Raw genomic sequence first — 16,624 nt, 5'->3', positions numbered from 1 at the left:
CGCGGGGTGGAGCAGTTCGGTAGCTCGCTGGGCTCATAACCCAGAGGTCGCAGGTTCAAATCCTGCCCCCGCTACCAACCCGAGGTGGCCCTCACAGTGATTGTGAGGGCCACTTTTGATTTCGCAAACCTTGCACGGCGCCCCGGGGTGCCGCGGCTCAGTACGCGATGCCGATGTTCGTACGCCGGTGGGCCGGCCGGTCGATCTCGTCCACGATCGCAAGCGCGAAGTCGTCGGGGGCGAGCGAGGACTCGCCGTCCTCGTCGAAGAGGGCGACCTCGCCGCCGACCCGGTAGGTGCCGCGCGGCTCGACCGGCGGCTGCTCGTGGGCGCCGTACCTGCCGGCCGGGCTGATGTAGACCCAGTCCAGCCCCTCCGGCGCGGACTCGAGGTCCTCGAGCACCTGGCCCATCGTGCGGATCTCGACGTCGTACGGCGGCGGCGCGTCGGCCGTGGTGTAGATCCGCGGCTCGCCAGGCGCCGGCCGGAGCGCACTGAAGCCGCCGATGACGACGAGGCGGGCACCGTTCGCGGCGGCGGCCTCGGCGAGCTGCGCGTAGATCCCGCGCAGCTTGTCGGCGAGGTCGCCGCGCGGGGAGAGTGCGGCGACGACGACGTCGGCGCCCTCGACGAGCGCGGGCGACTCGGAGGCGTCCCCGGCGACGTACTCGACCCCGTCGACGGGCTCGTCCGGCACGCTCCGGCTGAACGCGGTGACCCGGTGGCCGCGGGAGGCGGCCTCCTTGACGATCGCGGTTCCGGTGAAGCCGGTGCCGCCGACGACGGTGATGCGTGCCATGCGTCCTCCTCGAATCGAATGCTCGGGTCGGTGCTCGGGTCGGTGTCAGGCACGATCATGCACCGTGGTCTGATTGGCGCCGACGGTGCACAGTGGGGGGAAGACCGCATCAGCGACCCGACATCACCGAGCGAGGAGCCATGACCGCACAGACCATCACGCCGCCGTACCAGGTGACCGACCCGGCCACCGGGGAGGTGCTCGAGACCTTCCCGTTCGCCAGCGACGCGGAGATCGAGCAGGCGCTCGCGTCGTCGCAGGAGGCCTTCCGCACGTGGCGCGAGCGGCCGATCGAGGAGCGGGTCGCGATCGTGAAGAAGGTTGCCGCGCTCTTCACCGAGCGTGCCCAGGAGCTCGGCGAGATCATCGTGACCGAGATGGGGAAGCGGCTCTCGGGCGGCGTCGGCGAGGCGGAGTTCTGCACCGACATCTTCAACTACTACGCCGACAACGGGCCGGCGCTGCTCGCCGACTCCGAGCTGCCGGGCTACGACGGCAAGGCCCGCGTCGAGCGGCTGCCGATCGGGACCGTGCTCGGCGTGATGCCGTGGAACTACCCCTACTACCAGGTGGCCCGCTTCGTCGCGCCCAACCTGGTCGCCGGCAACACGATCGTGCTCAAGCACGCCGAGAACTGCCCTCGCTCGGCGCTCGCCATCGCGAAGATCATGGCCGACGCCGGGGTGCCCGAGGGCGTCTACATCAACCTCTTCGCCACCCACGACCAGGTCGCCTCGATGATCGCCGACCCGCGGGTCAAGGCCGTCTCGCTGACCGGCTCGGAGCGGGCCGGCACGGCCGTGGCCGAGGCCGCCGGCCGCAACCTCAAGAAGGTCGTCCTCGAGCTCGGCGGCTCCGACCCCTACATCGTGCTCGACGCGGCCGACGTCGACGAGGCCGCCGGGACCGCGTGGGAGACGCGGATGGAGAACACCGGCCAGGCGTGCAACTCCAACAAGCGGATGATCGTCATGGACGACGTCTACGACGACTTCGTCGATTCACTCGTACGCCGGGCCTCGGAGATGATCCCCCGCAAGAACCCCGACGACGGCGACTCGGCCTACAGCCCGCTGGTCTCGCGCAAGGCCGCCGAGAACCTCCGCGCCCAGATCCAGGACGCGGTCGACAAGGGCGCCACCCTGCACGTCGGCGGCGAGATCCTCGACGAGAAGGGCGCCTACTTCAGCCCCGCCGTCCTCACCGGCGTCACCCCGGAGATGCGGGCCTACAAGGAGGAGCTCTTCGGCCCGGTCGCGGTCGTCTACAAGGTGAGCGGCGACGACGAGGCCGTCGAGATCGCCAACGCCGTCGACTACGGCCTCGGCGGCGCGGTGTTCAGCAGCGACGAGGAGCGCGCCGTGGCGGTCGCCCGGCGCCTCGAGGTCGGCATGGCCAACGTCAACACCCCCGCCGGTGAGGGCGCCGACCTGCCGTTCGGCGGCACCAAGCGCTCCGGCTTCGGCCGCGAGCTCGGGCCGCTCGGGATCGACGAGTTCCTCAACAAGCGGCTCTTCTACGTCGAGCGGTGAGCCAGCTCGCCCTGCTCACGTCCGCGGCATCACGCCGACGGCCGTGAGCAGGGCGGGTACGCCGACGAGCAGCGTCCCGAGGACCAGCGGCGCCGCGACCAGCCCGAGTGCGGCGCGGGACCGGCGCTGCGCGTGCCGCCGCGACCACGACACCCCGAGCACGCCGAAGCCGGCCGCACCGGCGATGAAGAACAGCACGTAGCCGACCGAGAGCGCGTCGATCCGGTCCGCACCGCCGATGAGGCCGAGGAGCATCGCGACCGCCTCGAGCACGGCGCCGGCGGCGTACACCCCGAGCGTCGCGAACGCCCCCCACACCATCACCGTCACCGCGCCGACGGACGGGAACTGTCGCGGAGCCGAGACCGCCAGCAGCGCGACCGCGGCACCGAGGACCTTGAGCGCCACGGCCAGCCAGTTCTCGACCTCCAGCCCGCCGGCGTACCCCGCCAGGTCGCCGCGGGACAGGTGCCCCGTCAGCGCGAGGGCCACGTTGACGCCCGCGAAGCCGAGGCACCACAGCGTCATCGCGATCGCGGTAGCGCGCACGGCGGGGCTGGGCAGCGCCGCGCTGGTGCAGGGCTGCTGGAGGCAGATGCCGGAGGTCACCAGCACGACGGTAGGCCGTCCGCGCCCGGCCGACATCGGGGAAGACCCGACACTCGACCCCGGCCACCGCCCCGGGGACGGTCAGGGTCGCGGTGGGCCGGAAGTCCGCCTGTCGACGGCCTCAGGACCTACCGACGGCGCGGATCGCCGCTACGGCGCGACGTACACCTTCCGCAGCGTCTCGGTGACGGTCCAGGTGGTCCGCTCGCCCGCATGCAGGCGTACGACGACGCCCGGCTCTAGCGCGACCTCCTCACCGCCGTCGAAAGCGACCGTGCCGCGGCCGGCGACGACCACGAAGACCTCGTCGGCCTCGGTGTCGGTGACCGCACCCTCCGAGAGCGACCAGACCCCGACCTCGACCCCGGTCAGCGTGTCGAAGGGCCGGATCCCTGCGCTGGGCGAGCCGGCGAGGACCCTGCCGTCCTCAAGCGGCAGGTCGTCGAGGCGGACGACACGGGCGTCGACGTAGCGGTCCGACATGGCTCTCTCTTCCGGTCACAGAGCGGGCACGCCGACCGTAGCCGACGGCTCGTCGAGCAGCGACCGGGCCGCCTCCACCGACGCCGGCAGCCGACGCCGCTGCGCCAGCGCTCGCGGCGCCCGGGGAAGCGCCGCAGCGAGTCCCAGAGCACCGACGGACCCGTGGCGCAGGGCGCCCAGGGCGGTGTCGGCGACCGTCCGCCAGGGCCGGCGCAGCAGCGCGGTGAGGAGGGCGCTGCGCTCGTCGAGGACACGACGGGTGTAGGCCGGCGGTCGGCTCGTCGAGGGCTCGTGGTGGGCGACGACGTCCTCGGCGTACGACAGCGCCCACCCGGAGGCAGCGAGGTCGAGGGCGAGCAGCTGCTCCTCGCCCGGATAGGCGACGAGCTCGTGGAAGCCGCCGACCGCGAGGAACGCCTCCCGACGTACGACGGCGCCGCACGCGAGGAAGCCGAGCACCGCCGGTGCGGGCTGGCCGGGCGCGTGGTCGAGGGGCGAGGCGGCCATGGCCTCGCAGGTCGGGTCGGTCCGCCCGCCGACCAGCACCCGGGCGGCGACGACGCCGAGCCGGGGGTGCCGGTCGAGCAGCGCGGCGGCGCGCTCGAGCGCGCCGGGCTCCCACCAGGAGTCGTCGTCGGCGAAGGCGACGTACGGGGTCCGCGCGGCGCGCACGCCGACGTTGCGTCCGACCGCCGCGAGGTTGCGCGGGAGCGCGACCACGCCGACGTCGGGGAACGCGTCGCGCACGCGGGCCGGCGTGCCGTCGCGGGACGCGTTGTCAACGACGATCACCGGCGGTTCGTGGTGCGGCAGGGTGCGCGCGAGGTCGTGCCAGCGGTCCCGCGTCGCGACGACGGTCGTGACGCCTGCGGTCACGACCGCGCCACCGCGGCGAGGAGGTCGTCCCAGTCGTCCAGGAACCGCTTGAGCCCGTACCGCTCGAGCACGTGCCGGCGGCCCGCCTCGCCGACCGCGCGCGCAGACGCGGGGTCGTCGACGAAGCGGCGCACGCCGGCCAGCAGCTCCTCCCGCCGGGTCACCACCATCCCGGCTCCGGGCGGCACTGCCATCGGTGCCTCCGTCGTGGCGAGCGCGACGACCGGCAGGCCGAGGTGCATCGCCTCGAGCAGCGAGAGGCCGAGCGACGTCCACCGGCTGGTGTGCACATAGACGCGGCGGCGGGCGAGCTCGTCGTGCATCCGGTCCTGCGGCAGGTCCTCGTACGTCGACATCCCGGGCGTCCGCGGCAGCTGGTCGACCCGCATCCCGAAGACGTCCAGGCCCGCCACGGCGGCGAGATCGGGCAGCAGGTCGGCGCCGACGGACCGTCCGCGGCCTACCGGGTCGTTGACGACGGCCGCCGCCCGGGCGAGCTCGCCGGTGAAGCGGTGGCCGGGGTCGAGGATCCCGTGGTCGATCACCGCGGTGGCGGCGCCGGCGGCGTCCCACATCAGGTCGTTGAAGCCGGTGACGTGGACGATCGGCACGGCCCGCTGTCCCGCCATCGGGTGCCGGGTGTCCGGCACGTCGCCGGGCGGGGTGTTGTGCTCGAGGTAGACCGCGGGAACGTCCTCGCCCGGGGTCCGGCCGAGCCACCGCTCGACGAGCTCCGCCTCGTGCGGCCGCTGCAGGACGACGACGTCGACCGGAGTCGTGGCCAGCTCCTCGGGCGGGACCTCGCGGACGCTCTCGGGCCAGTCCCAGGTGCGCGCCCGACCCAGGCCGTCCGGGCCGCGGTCGGGGAGGACCGGCACGACGTACTCGTGCGGTCCCTGGACGAACGCCGTCGTCCAGGACCCGTGCACGTGCCAGAGCATCACCCGCATGCCCCGCCCGGTTCCCGATGGGGGCCCGAAGATGCCAGAACCCGCCCGGAGCGGCCCGAGCGTGCCCCGTCGGCCCGGGTGTTCGCCGTCCGGTGAATGTCTGCGGTCCGGTTCGGCCACTGCAGGGTGTGGGCAGTCGATGGCGCGGCCTCCAGTCCCACTCCTACACCTACCGATCACGTATCCATCCGGAGGAGACCGCCCTGTGAAGGTCCTCGGCATCAACGCTCTGTTCCACGACCCGTCCGCGGCCCTCGTCGTGGACGGGACCGTGGTCGCGGCCACCGAGGAGGAGCGGCTCTCGCGACGCAAGCACGGCCACCGTCCGGTGCCCTTCGCCGCCTGGGAGCTGCCCGAGCGAGCCGCGCGCTGGTGCCTGGCGGCCGCGGGCCTCGAGCCCGGCGACCTCGACGCCGTGGCTTACTCGTACGACGTCGCCCTGGCCCGACCCGCCGACGAGCTGGGCCTCCACGACCCGTGGGACCACCTGCGGCAGACCTACGCCCGGGAGGCACCGGGCTTCCTCGCCGAGGCACTCCCCGGGCTCGATGCCGCGAAGGTCCGGTTCGTGCCCCACCACGTCGCCCATGCGGCCTCGGCCGCCCTCGCCGCGCCGTGCGCGGCCACCGACCCCGCGACCGACGCTGCGACCGACGTGCTCGTCCTCGACGGCCGCGGCGAGTGCGCCAGCCACCTGGCCGGCACCTACCGCGGCGGCCGGCTCGAGGTCCATGGCACGCAGGGGCTGCCGCACTCGCTGGGGCTGCTCTACGAGGAGCTCACCGAGCACCTCGGGTTCCTCCGCTCCAGCGACGAATACAAGGTGATGGCGCTCGCGTCGTACGGCGAGCCCCGCTTCCTCCCCCAGCTGCGCGAGCGGGTCCGGACCACCGGCGACGGAGGGTTCGTCACCGAGCCGGTCGACTGGGCCACGCTCGCCAAGCCGCTGCGGCCGGGGGAGGAGTGGACCGGGGACCATGCCGACCTCGCCGCGAGCGTGCAGCGGCGCCTCGAGGAGGTGCTGCTCGAGCTGGCCCGGCACCTGCGTGCCCGCACCGGCGGACGCCGGCTGACGCTCGCCGGCGGCGTCGCGCTCAACTGCGTGGCGAACACGGTCCTCGTCGAGCAGAGCGGGTACGACGAGGTCTGGGTGCAGCCCGCCGCGGGTGACGCCGGCACGTCGCTCGGCGGTGCGCTGCAGCTCGCGGCGGACGCCGGCGACCCGGTCGCGCCGATGCCCGGCACCGCGCTCGGCCGCGGCTGGTCCGACGACGAGATCGAGGCACGGCTGCAGACCGCCCGGCTGCCGTACGAGCGCCCGGCCGACCTCGCGGACGAGGTGGCCCGGTGCCTCGCCGAGAACGGCGTCGTCGCGTGGTTCCAGGGGCGCAGCGAGTTCGGCCCAAGGGCGCTGGGACACCGGTCGCTGCTCGCGCACCCCGGCAGGAGGGAGAACCTCGAGCGCCTCAACGACGTCAAGGGCCGCGAGCAGTTCCGGCCGGTCGCGCCGATGGTCCGGCTCGAGCGTGCCGGCGAGATCTTCTCCCGCGGGCCGCTGCCGTCGCCGTACATGCTCTTCGTCCATGACGTCGACCCCGCCTGGCGCGACCGGATCCCGGCGGTGGTGCACGCCGACGGCACGGCCCGGGTGCAGACCGTGGCGGCGGAGGACGAGCCGCTGGTGGCGCGGATGCTAGCGGCCTTCGAGGCCCGCACCGGGCTCCCCGTGGTCGTCAACACCAGCCTCAACACCGCCGGACGGCCCATGGTCGACGACCCCCGGGACGCGTTGGAGTGCTTCGGGTCCGCGCCGGTCGACCTGCTGGCGATCGGGCCGTTCGTCGTACGCCGTCGGGGGCTCGACCGATGAGCGCCACGCAGACCAGACCGGCGACGCTCGTGGTGCCGACCATGGGCCGGCCGAGCCTGGGCGTCCTCCTGGGCGCGCTCGCGCGGCAGACGGTGCCCGTCGACGCGCCGATGGTCCTCGTCGACGACCGGCCCGACGGCGCGCCGCTGGAGGTCGAGACCCCTCTCGACGTGACGGTGGTGCGCAGCGGCGGTGGCGGCCCCGCCCGAGCGCGCAACATCGGCTGGCGCCACGCCCGCACGCCGTGGGTGTCGTTCCTCGACGACGACGTGCTGCCCGCGGAGGACTGGTACGAGCGGCTCCTCGCCGACCTCGGCCGCCTCGACGCCGACCCGACCCGCGAGGTCGCGGGCTCCGCGGGGATCGTGACCGTCCCGCTGCCGGAGGACCGCCGCCCGACCGACTGGGAGCGCGGCACGAAGGGACTCGAGACCTCGCTCTGGATCACCGCCGACCTGACCTACCGCCGCGCCGACCTCGCCGCCGTCGGTGGCTTCGACGAGCGCTTCCCGCGCGCCTTCCGCGAGGACGCCGACCTCGCCCTACGCCTGGGTGCCGACCGCGGCCGGGTGGTGACCGGCACGAGGAGGGCGCGCCACCCCGTCAGGCCCGCCGACGACCTCGCCAGCCTGCGGCAGCAGGCCGGCAACGCCGACGACTTCCTCATGCGCGCCCTGCACGGCCGCGGCTGGCAGCGACGCGCGGCCGCGCCGACCGGCCGGCGCCCGGCGCACCTCGCCATCACGGCGTCGGCGGTCACGGCGGTCGCCGCGGCGCTGGCCCGGCGGCGTCGGCTCGCGGCCGCCGGGGCGCTCGGGTGGATGGTGGGGACCGCCGAGTTCGCGTGGCGGCGGATCGCGCCGGGACCGCGCGACCCGGCGGAGGTACGCCGGATGCTCGTCACCAGCGCGCTGATCCCGGTGGCGGCGACCTGGCACTCGGCGCGCGGGGCCTGGCGGCACCGCCGCGCCCGGCCGTGGCACGGCCTGCCCGAGCTGGTCCTGCTCGACCGCGACGGGACGCTCGTCGAGGACGTGCCCTACAACGGCGACCCCGCCCTGGTGCGGCCGCTGCCCGGCGTACGCGACGCGCTGGACCGGCTGCGCGCGGAAGGCGTCCGGCTCGCCGTCGTCAGCAACCAGTCGGGAGTGGGCCGCGGGATGCTCACCAGCGACCAGGTCGATGCGGTCAACGAGCGGGTGGCCGACCTGCTCGGCCCGTTCGAGGGCTTCTACGTCTGCCCGCACGCTCCCGACGAGGGGTGTACGTGCCGCAAGCCGGCCCCCGGCCTGCTCGAGCAGGCGCTCTGCGACACCGGTGTCACGTCCGAGCGGGCGGCGTTCGTCGGCGACATCGGCGCTGACGTCGAGGCGGCGATCGCCGCCGGCGTACGACCCGTGCTGGTGCCGACCGACGCCACCAGGCCCGAGGAGGTGGCCGCCGCGCCGACGGCCTTCCCGAGCTTCACCGACGCCGTCCACCACCTGCTCCAGGGTGTCCGATGAGGACCCTGGCGATCCGCCTCGACAGCGTCGGCGACGTGCTCGTCACCGGCCCCGCGATCCGGGCCCTGGCCGCGGCGAGCGACCACCTCACGCTGCTCTGCGGCCCGATCGGCCGGCCCGCCGCCGAGCTGCTGCCGGGCGTCGACGCGGTGCTCTGCTGGCCGGCGCCATGGATCCTCGCCGACCCGCCGCCGGTCGAGCCCGACAGCATCGAGGAGCTGCGCGCGATGGTGGCGGCCGGGGGCTATGACCGCGCGGTCGTCTTCACCAGCTTCCACCAGTCGCCGCTCCCGACCGCGCTGGTGCTCCGCCTGGCCGGCGTGCCGTGGACCGGAGCGATCAGCGTCGACTACCCCGGGTCGCTGCTCGACCTCCGGCACCGGGTCGACGAGGACATCCCCGAGCCCGAGCGCGCGCTGTCCCTCGCCTGCGCGGCCGGCGGCACGCTGCCGCCGGGCGACGACGGCCGCCTCGCCCTCCGCGACGGCGTCGCCGTTCCGCCCGGGGACCTGCCGCGTCCCTACGTCGTGCTCCACCCCGGCACCTCGGCACCGGCCCGTGCCTGGCCGCCGGAGCGGTACCGCTCCGCCTGCGACCGGCTGGCCGCGCTCGGCTACGCGGTGGTCGTCACCGGTGGCCCGGCGGAGCGGGACCTGACGGCGTACGTCGCCGGGGCGGCGGGTCGCGACCTGGGCGGCCTCCTCGACCTCGAGGAGGTCGCGGGGGTGCTGGCGGGTGCCGGCGCGGTGGTCGTCGGCAACACCGGTCCCGCGCACCTCGCCGCGGCGGTCGGTACGCCGGTGGTGTCGCTCTACGCGCCCACCGTGCCCGCCGTCCGCTGGGCGCCGTACGGCGTCCGGCGGGTGCTCCTCGGCGACCAGCAGGCCCCGTGCCGCGGGACCCGCGCCGTGGAGTGTCCGGTGCCGGGCCACCCATGCCTGGGCTCGGTGACTCCCGACGACGTCGTCACCGCCGTCGTCGACCTGTGCGGCCTCCCCGACGCCGGGGATGGGCCTCTGACCGGAAGGAACGCCTCATGAGGATCTCGCTCGTCTCCGAGCACGCCAACCCGCTCGCCGCGCTCGGCTCGGCGGACGCAGGCGGCCAGAACGTCCACGTCGCCGCACTGGCGGCGGGGCTGGCGGCCCGCGGTCACGAGGTCACCGTCCACACCCGCCGGGACTCGCTGTCGGCGGAGACCCGGGTGGCGACCGAGGACGGGTACGTCGTCGAGCACGTCCCCGCGGGGCCGCCCACCGACATCCCGAAGGACGAGCTGCTGCCTCACATGACCGAGTTCGGTGAGCGGCTGCGGGACGCGTGGCGGTGCGAGCCTCCCGACCTGGTCCACGCGCACTTCTGGATGAGCGGGCTCGCTGCCCTCGGCGCCGCGCAGGACCTGCCGCTGCCGGTCGTGCAGACGTTCCACGCGCTCGGCTCGGTCAAGCGCCGCGAGCAGGGCGCGGCCGACACCAGCCCGCCGGCGCGGGTCGAGCTCGAGCGCAGGCTGTGCCGGTCGGTCGACCGGGTCCTCGCCACCTGCGCGGACGAGGTCGACGAGCTGATCGACCTCGGGATGCCGCCGGAGCGGGCCAGCGTCGTGCCGTGCGGCGTCGACACCCGGATGTTCTGCCCGGGCGACGCCCCGCCGCCGGGACGCCACCGGCTCCTCGTCCTGGGCCGGCTGGTGCCCCGCAAGGGCGTGAGCGACGTCGTCGAGGCGCTCGCCCGGCTCGTCTCGCGCGGCACCGACGTCGAGCTCCTCATCGCCGGCGGCCCGCCGGGCGAGACGATCGCCGCCGACCCCGAAGTGCACCGGCTGCGCGCGCTCGCCACGAGGATCGGCGTCGCCGACCGGGTCCGCTTCCTCGGCAGCCTCGGCCACGACGACGTGCCCGCTGTCGTCCGCAGCTGCCACGTCGTCGTCTCCGTGCCGTGGTACGAGCCGTTCGGGATCGTCCCGCTCGAGGCGATGGCCTGCGGGCGGCCGGTCGTCGGCTCCGCCGTCGGCGGGCTGCTCGACACGATCGTGCCCGGCGTCACCGGCGAGCTGGTGCCCGACCGTGACCCCGAGGCCCTCGCCGAGGCGCTGGAGAGCCTGCTCGCCGACCCCGAGCGGCAGCAGCGGTACGGCGCCGCCGGACGCCGCCGCGCCGTCCGGCTCTTCGACTGGGAGACCGTCGTCGACCGCACCGAGGCGGTGTACGACGACGTCGTCCGCGCCACTGTCACCACCACGAGGGAGGCTGCCCGATGACCACCGCGACACCGCCGACGCCGTGCGACCACGAGCACCTGGCGGAGCTGACCCGCGCCCTGACCAGGTTCTCCGCCTGCGTGGACATCGTCGACGACTGGGGCACCCGCCTCGCGCGGGTCCTGGAGGGCGGCGGCCGGCTGCTCGCCGCGGGCAACGGCGGCAGCGCCGCGCAGGCCCAGCACCTCACCGCCGAGCTCGTGGGGCGCTACCGCGAGGACCGCTCGCCGTACTCCGCCATCTGCCTGTCCGCGGAGACTTCGAGCCTCACCGCGATCTGCAACGACTACCCGGCCGCCGAGCTCTTCGCCCGCCAGGCCGAGGCCCACGGCCGCCCCGGCGACGTGCTCGTCCTGATGTCGACCAGCGGGCGCAGCGAGAACCTCGTCGCCGCGGCCCGCCGGGCGCGCGGTCGCGGTCTCGAGGTCTGGGCGATGACCGGGCCGCTGCCCAACCCGCTCGCCGAGCACGCCACGGAGTACTGCGCGGTCGACGCGCCCTACACCGCGACCGTGCAGGAGCTCCACCTCGTCGCGCTCCACATGATGTGCGCCGCCCTCGACCGCACCCTCGGGGTCGGCGTCTCCCGCACGCGGCGTTCGGTCGAGGACCTCGAGGTGGGGGCGTCATGACGCTGCGCGGCCCCGTCGTCGTGCTCGGCGACGCCCTGCTCGACATCGACCTCGTCGGCCGGGCCGGGCGCCTCATGCCCGACGCGCCGGTGCCCGTGCTCGACGGCCTTGAGGAGCGCGCGCGTCCCGGCGGCGCCGCGCTCGCCGCCGCCCTCGCGGCCTCGGACCACCCCGACGTCGTCCTCGTCGCCGGCCGGGCGCCCGACCCGGCGGGGGACCGGCTGGCGAACCTGGTCGCCGAGGTCGGCGTACGCCTCATCGACGTCCCGTACGACGGGACCACGCCCGTGAAGCGGCGCATCCGCGCCGGTGGCCAGTCGCTCGTCCGCCTCGACGAGGGCGGGACCGGTCGCGTCGGGTCCGACCGGGTCAGCGACGACGTCCTGGACGCGATCGGGTCCGCTGCGGCCGTGCTCGTCGCCGACTACGGCCGCGGCCTCACCTCGTTGCCCGACGTCCGCGCCGCACTGACCCGGCTGCCCGCCGGCGTCCCCGTGGTGTGGGACCCGCATCCGCGTGGCACGGTGCCGGTGGCCGGCGTACACCTGGCGACGCCGAACCGCGACGAGGCAGCCCGGCTCGCGCCCGACGCCGGCGACGAGGGCCCGACGGGTCTCATCGGGCTGGCGCGGCTCAGCGCCCAGGCCGCGGCGCTGGTCTCCGGGTGGGGCGCCCGGGCGGTCTGCGTCACCCTCGGTGCGGACGGCGCGCTCCTCAGCCGCGGCGAGTGCTCGCCGTCGGTCGTGCCCGCCCCGCACGTGCCGGTCTCCGACACCTGTGGAGCGGGGGACCGGTTCTCGTCGGCGGCGACGACCGCCCTGGCCTCGGGGGCCGTCACGCTCGAGGCGGTGCAGCACGCGGTGGAGTCCGCGGCGGCGTTCGTGGCCGCCGGTGGCGCCGCGTCCTACGGCACGAAACGGCCCACGCCGCGCGGGCCGGACATCGTCGCGCGGGTGCGCGGCAGCGGCGGCACCGTCGTAGCCACCGGCGGCTGCTTCGACCTGCTCCACGCCGGCCACGTCGCCACCCTCGAGGCCGCCCGGGCGCTCGGGGACTGCCTGGTCGTCTGCCTCAACTCCGACGACTCGGTACGCCGCCTCAAGGGGCCGGGCCGCCCGCTCGTCCCGCAGGCCGACCGGGCCCGCGTCCTCGCGGCGCTGGAGTGCGTCGACGAGGTCGTCGTCTTCGGCGAGGACACGCCGGCCGACGTGCTGCGCCGGATCCGTCCCGACGTGTGGGCCAAGGGCGGCGACTACGCCGGCAGCGAGCTGCCCGAGGCGGCGCTGCTGCACGAGTGGGGTGGCCAGGCGGTCGTCCTGCCCTACCTGCAGGGCAGGTCGACGACCTCGCTGGTCACCGCCGCCGCCAGCGGATGAGGACGCTGGTCTACCGCGCCATCGGGCTCGGCGACCTGCTCACCGGCGTCCCCGCCCTCCGGGCGCTCCGCCGGGCCCTGCCTCGCCACGAGCTGACGCTCGCCGCACCCGGTGCCCAGCGGCCGCTCGTCGACCTCGTCGGCGCCGTCGACCGGCTGCTGCCCACCGAGGAGCTCGCGCCCCCGGCGTGGTCCGGTCCGCCGCCCGACGTCGCCGTAGACCTGCACGGCAACGGCGAGGCGTCGCGGTCGCTGCTGACCGCGCTCGCCCCACAGCGCCTGGTCGCCTACGGGGTGCCCGGTGGCCCGCCCTGGGACCCGGCTGAGCACGAGCGGGCGCGGTGGTGCCGGCTCGTGGCCGACGCCTTCGGCGTCGCCGGCGAGCCCGACGACGTCGCGCTCGCGCCGCCGGCGACTCCGTCCCGGGCCCCCGGCGCCGTCGTCGTCCACCCCGGGGCGGCCTCGGGCAGCCGGCGCTGGCCGGCCGAGCGGTTCGCGGCGGTGGCGGCACGGCTCGGGGCCGCCGGGCACCGGGTCGTCGTGACCGGGTCGCCCGCCGAGGCGCGGCTCGCCGACGACGTACGCCGGCTGGCCGGCCTGCCAGCCGACGCCCTGCTGGCCGGACGCACCGACCTCGCGGACCTGGCGGCCCTCGTCGCCGGGGCGCGCCTGGTGGTCTCGGGCGACACCGGGATCGCCCATCTCGCCTCGGCGTACCGGACGCCGTCGGTGCTGCTGTTCGGCCCGACGCCGCCGGCGCGCTGGGGACCGCCGCCGGGCCCGCACCGGGTCGTTTGGCACGGCACCGGTGCGGGCGACCCGCACGCCGACACCACCGACCCCGCGCTGATGTCGGTCACCGTCGACGAGGTCCTCGCCGCGGCCTGTGGGGTGCTCGCTCAGGGGCGGTGAGGGCGTTGCGGACTCACCCCTTCCCGGCGGCGAGCAGCTCCTCCATCCACCGCACCGTCCGCTTGAGGCCCTCCTCGGCCGGGGTGGCCGGGGCCCAGCCGAGCGTGCGCCGGGCGCGAGAGATGTCCGGCCGGCGTACGCGCGGGTCGTCCTCGGGAGCGGGAACGTGCTCGATCGTCGAGCGCGACCCGGTCAGCTCGATGACGTGACGGGCGAGCTCGAGGATGGTCGTCTCGGCATCGTTGCCGAGGTTGACCGGTCCCGTCTCGTCGGAGGTGGCGAGCCGCACCAGCCCGTCGACCGTGTCCTCGACCCAGCACAGCGACCGGGTCTGCGAGCCGTCGCCCGCGACGGTGAGCGGCCGGCCGAGGAGCGCCTGGTGCACGAAGGTGGGGACCACGCGGCCGTCGTCGAGGCTCATCCGCGGGCCGTAGGTGTTGAAGATCCGGGCGATCGCCGTGTCCGCGCCGCGCTCGCGACGGTAGGCGGCGGTGGTCGCCTCGGCGAAGCGCTTGCCCTCGTCGTACACGCTGCGGGGACCGATCGGGTTGACGTTGCCCCAGTACTCCTCCCGCTGAGGGTGCTCGAGCGGGTCGCCGTACACCTCCGACGTCGAGGCCAGCACGAACCGTGCGTCGTGGCGCAGGGCCAGCTCGAGCGCGTTCACCGTGCCGGCGCTGGCGACGCGCAGGGTCTCGAGCGGCAGCCGGAGGTAGTGGACGGGGGAGGCCGGACAGGCCAGGTGCATGACGATGTCCACGTCGCCGGGATCGGGAAGCCCGTCGCTCACATCCGCCTCGACCAGCCGGAAGCCGGGCCGGTCGACGAGATGCGCGACCTTGTCGGGGGATCCGGTGGCGTACGAGTCGACGCACCAGACGTCGGCTCCCTCGGCGAGCAGGGACTCGCAGAGCCATGAGCCGACGAAGCCCGCGCCCCCGGTCACCAGGACGCGGGCCTCGGAGAGGTGCCGCACGTCGTCAGCCGGCCTTGCCGATGGCGTCCTTGACCCGGTCGATGATGCCGGCGAAGGGGCCGACCGCCTTCTGGGTCGTCGAGGACGGCTCGACCGACGGGTGCGGGTGGGTCGGACCGACGGCCTCGGCCGCCTTGATCTTCGTGCCCAGCTGGCGCCGCTCGTCCACCTCGCAGCCCTCGAGGATGAGGCCGAACTCCTCGTGCTCCTCGGCCTCGGCGTGCTCGTCGACCGAGGTCTCGAACGCCGCGATCCTCGTGTCGAAGTCGGCGCTCCCGACGTCGAGCTTCTCGAGCTCGGCGAGCACCTCGTTGGCCTCCGCCTCCTCCGCGTTGCGGGCCTCGGCGACGCCCTCACCGCCGAGCCGCGACGTGACGGGACGCAGCACCAGCTCCTCAGCGGTCTCGTGGACGGCCAGCAGCGTGCGCAGGTCGTCGAACGCGGTCTTCTTCTCCTCGCCGCTCGCGGCCTTGACCGTGGCGAACAGGTCGCGGATCTGTGCATGCTGCTCGAGCAGCATCCGGATCACGTCACCCTCCGGGAGCACTGCGGCCTTGGCGCGGTCTTCGTTGGACGTACCCATGGTCTTCCCCTTGCTGTCGGTCCTGCTTGGTCCTGCTCGATCGGCTCCGCGGTACCCCGCGCCTCACGGGTTGAAGACGACCTTGACCATCCCGTCCTTCTTGTCGCGGAAGTCGGCGTACGCCGACGGGGCTGCGTCGAGCGGGAGGTGATGCGTCGCGAAGGACTCGACGCCGAGGACGTCCTCGTCCTGCTGCAGAAGCGCGAGGATGTCGTCGGTCCAGCGGCGCACGTTCGCCTGCCCCATCCGCAGCTGCACCTGCTTGTCGAACAGCTGCATCATCGGGATCGGGTCGACCGCGCCGCCGTACACCCCGGAGATCGAGACCGTCCCGCCGCGGCGGACGGAGTCGAAGGCGCTCGTGAGAGCGGCCAGCCGGTCGGCGCCGGCCTTCTTCATCAGCGGGGCGGCGATCGAGCCCGGCAGCATGCCGACGGCGCGCTGCGCCATCTCGACGAACGGCGAGCCGTGTGCCTCCATCCCGACCGCGTCGATGACGGCGTCGGCGCCGCGGCCGTCGGTGCGTGCGCGGATCTCGTCCGCGAGCCCCTTGCCGACCGCGTCGACGTCGATCACATCGGCACCGCGGGAGGAGACCCGGGTGAGGCGCTCGGGGACGCGGTCGGCGACGATCACGCGTACGCCGCGATGGAGGGCGACCCGGGCGGACATGTCGCCGATCGGGCCGGCGCCGAGGACCAGCAGCGTCTCCTCGGGCGTCGACACGCCGGCGTACTCCACGGCCTGCCAGGCGGTCGGCAGCACGTCGGAGAGGAAGACGAACCGGTCGTCCGGCGGGCCCTCGGGGACCCTGACCGCGCCGTAGCCGGCGTACGGCACGCGGAGGTACTCCGCCTGTCCGCCGGGGACCTGGCCGTACAGCTTGCTGTAGCCGAGGAGGCTCGCGCCGGTCCCGTGCTCGGTGTTCTGCGTGGTCTCGCACTGGCTCTGCAGGCCGTGCGAGCACATCCAGCAGGAGCCGCAGCTGACGTTGAACGGGATGACGACCCGGTCGCCGGGGCTGAGGCCGGTGACGTCGGCGCCGACCTCCTCGACGATCCCCATCGGCTCGTGGCCGACGATGTCGCCAGGGGTCATGAACGGGCTCAGCGGCTCGTAGAGGTGCAGGTCGGAGCCGCACAGGCCGCTCGTGGTCACCTTGATAATCGCGTCGGTCGGCTCCTTGATGATCGGGTCGGGAACCTCCTCGACGCTGATCTGCTTGGGGCCCTGCCAGGTCACTGCTCGCATGGGGAAGTCCTCTC

Annotated in this window: 16 protein-coding genes and 1 tRNA gene; 9 read left to right on the top strand and 8 right to left on the bottom strand. The window is 74.7% G+C overall.

All coding sequences use genetic code 11. The features are described from left to right. A tRNA-Met gene (locus tag ABLE53_RS15675) sits at window positions 1–77 on the top strand. Window positions 78–157: 80 nt separating this feature from the next. Here ABLE53_RS15675 and ABLE53_RS15670 read toward each other — a convergent pair. Then, window positions 158–799 (bottom strand): NAD(P)-dependent oxidoreductase, encoded by a 642-nt coding sequence (locus ABLE53_RS15670; protein ID WP_348859946.1) that lies wholly within the window; start codon window positions 797–799, stop codon window positions 158–160. A gap of 140 nt (window positions 800–939) precedes the next feature. Between ABLE53_RS15670 and ABLE53_RS15665 the strand changes: the two genes are divergently transcribed. Beyond that, window positions 940–2,331 (top strand): NAD-dependent succinate-semialdehyde dehydrogenase, encoded by a 1,392-nt coding sequence (locus ABLE53_RS15665; protein WP_348859945.1) that lies wholly within the window; start codon window positions 940–942, stop codon window positions 2,329–2,331. A gap of 15 nt (window positions 2,332–2,346) precedes the next feature. Here the strand turns inward: ABLE53_RS15665 and ABLE53_RS15660 are convergent, their stop codons facing one another. From ABLE53_RS15660 to ABLE53_RS15645, 4 genes are all read right to left on the bottom strand, one after another. Then, window positions 2,347–2,940 (bottom strand): hypothetical protein, encoded by a 594-nt coding sequence (locus ABLE53_RS15660; RefSeq protein WP_348859944.1) that lies wholly within the window; start codon window positions 2,938–2,940, stop codon window positions 2,347–2,349. Between the two features lie 150 nt (window positions 2,941–3,090). Next, window positions 3,091–3,423 carry a cupin domain-containing protein gene (locus tag ABLE53_RS15655; RefSeq protein WP_348859943.1) on the bottom strand — a complete coding sequence of 111 codons (333 nt, stop codon included), beginning with the start codon at window positions 3,421–3,423 and terminating at the stop codon, window positions 3,091–3,093. Between the two features lie 15 nt (window positions 3,424–3,438). Next, entirely contained in the window at window positions 3,439–4,299 is an 861-nt protein-coding gene (locus ABLE53_RS15650) for a glycosyltransferase family 2 protein (protein ID WP_348859942.1), read from the bottom strand. Next, on the bottom strand, window positions 4,296–5,249 hold the full coding sequence (locus ABLE53_RS15645) for a glycosyltransferase (RefSeq protein WP_348859941.1): 954 nt from the start codon (window positions 5,247–5,249) through the stop codon (window positions 4,296–4,298). Before ABLE53_RS15645 ends, ABLE53_RS15650 begins: the two co-directional genes overlap by 4 nt. Window positions 5,250–5,454: 205 nt before the next feature. Between ABLE53_RS15645 and ABLE53_RS15640 the strand changes: the two genes are divergently transcribed. Genes ABLE53_RS15640 through ABLE53_RS15610 form a run of 7 tightly spaced genes read left to right on the top strand, consistent with a single transcriptional unit; the run spans window position 5,455 to window position 13,800 of the window. Continuing rightward, the gene (locus ABLE53_RS15640; protein WP_348859940.1) at window positions 5,455–7,119 is read left to right on the top strand and encodes a carbamoyltransferase family protein; all 1,665 of its coding nucleotides are present in this window, start codon (window positions 5,455–5,457) and stop codon (window positions 7,117–7,119) included. Then, entirely contained in the window at window positions 7,116–8,624 is a 1,509-nt protein-coding gene (locus ABLE53_RS15635) for an HAD-IIIA family hydrolase (RefSeq protein ID WP_348859939.1), read from the top strand. Before ABLE53_RS15640 ends, ABLE53_RS15635 begins: the two co-directional genes overlap by 4 nt. After that, complete coding sequence (locus ABLE53_RS15630; protein WP_348859938.1) at window positions 8,621–9,664, top strand: glycosyltransferase family 9 protein; 1,044 nt, start codon at window positions 8,621–8,623, stop codon at window positions 9,662–9,664. Before ABLE53_RS15635 ends, ABLE53_RS15630 begins: the two co-directional genes overlap by 4 nt. Next, window positions 9,661–10,881, top strand: a complete 1,221-nt coding sequence (locus tag ABLE53_RS15625) for a glycosyltransferase (RefSeq protein WP_348859937.1) — start codon at window positions 9,661–9,663, stop codon at window positions 10,879–10,881. The genes ABLE53_RS15630 and ABLE53_RS15625 overlap by 4 nt, the downstream gene beginning before the upstream one ends. Further along, complete coding sequence (locus ABLE53_RS15620) at window positions 10,878–11,513, top strand: D-sedoheptulose-7-phosphate isomerase (protein ID WP_348859936.1); 636 nt, start codon at window positions 10,878–10,880, stop codon at window positions 11,511–11,513. Before ABLE53_RS15625 ends, ABLE53_RS15620 begins: the two co-directional genes overlap by 4 nt. After that, window positions 11,510–12,889: a D-glycero-beta-D-manno-heptose 1-phosphate adenylyltransferase gene (gene rfaE2, locus ABLE53_RS15615; RefSeq protein WP_348859935.1), complete on the top strand. Its 1,380-nt coding sequence runs from the start codon at window positions 11,510–11,512 to the stop codon at window positions 12,887–12,889. Before ABLE53_RS15620 ends, rfaE2 begins: the two co-directional genes overlap by 4 nt. Then, window positions 12,886–13,800: a glycosyltransferase family 9 protein gene (locus ABLE53_RS15610; RefSeq protein ID WP_348859934.1), complete on the top strand. Its 915-nt coding sequence runs from the start codon at window positions 12,886–12,888 to the stop codon at window positions 13,798–13,800. Before rfaE2 ends, ABLE53_RS15610 begins: the two co-directional genes overlap by 4 nt. A gap of 13 nt (window positions 13,801–13,813) precedes the next feature. On the opposite strand, the gene ABLE53_RS15605 is transcribed toward ABLE53_RS15610, so the two are convergent. The 3 genes from ABLE53_RS15605 to ABLE53_RS15595 all read right to left on the bottom strand — a co-directional run bounded on the left by ABLE53_RS15605 (window position 13,814) and on the right by ABLE53_RS15595 (window position 16,610). Then, a complete protein-coding gene (locus ABLE53_RS15605; protein WP_348859933.1) occupies window positions 13,814–14,776 on the bottom strand; it encodes a UDP-glucuronic acid decarboxylase family protein in 963 nt (320 codons plus the stop codon). A gap of 4 nt (window positions 14,777–14,780) precedes the next feature. Then, entirely contained in the window at window positions 14,781–15,359 is a 579-nt protein-coding gene (locus tag ABLE53_RS15600; protein WP_348859932.1) for a hemerythrin domain-containing protein, read from the bottom strand. A 63-nt stretch (window positions 15,360–15,422) separates the two neighbouring features. After that, window positions 15,423–16,610 carry an alcohol dehydrogenase catalytic domain-containing protein gene (locus ABLE53_RS15595; RefSeq protein WP_348859931.1) on the bottom strand — a complete coding sequence of 396 codons (1,188 nt, stop codon included), beginning with the start codon at window positions 16,608–16,610 and terminating at the stop codon, window positions 15,423–15,425. Between the last annotated feature and the right edge of the window lie 14 nt (window positions 16,611–16,624).

Origin of the sequence: Nocardioides asiaticus, assembly GCF_040049175.1 — a bacterium.
Lineage (GTDB): Bacteria > Actinomycetota > Actinomycetes > Propionibacteriales > Nocardioidaceae > Nocardioides > Nocardioides cheoyonin.
Note: the sequence above shows the minus strand (reverse complement) of the source record. Positions and strands in the feature narration are given on the sequence as shown.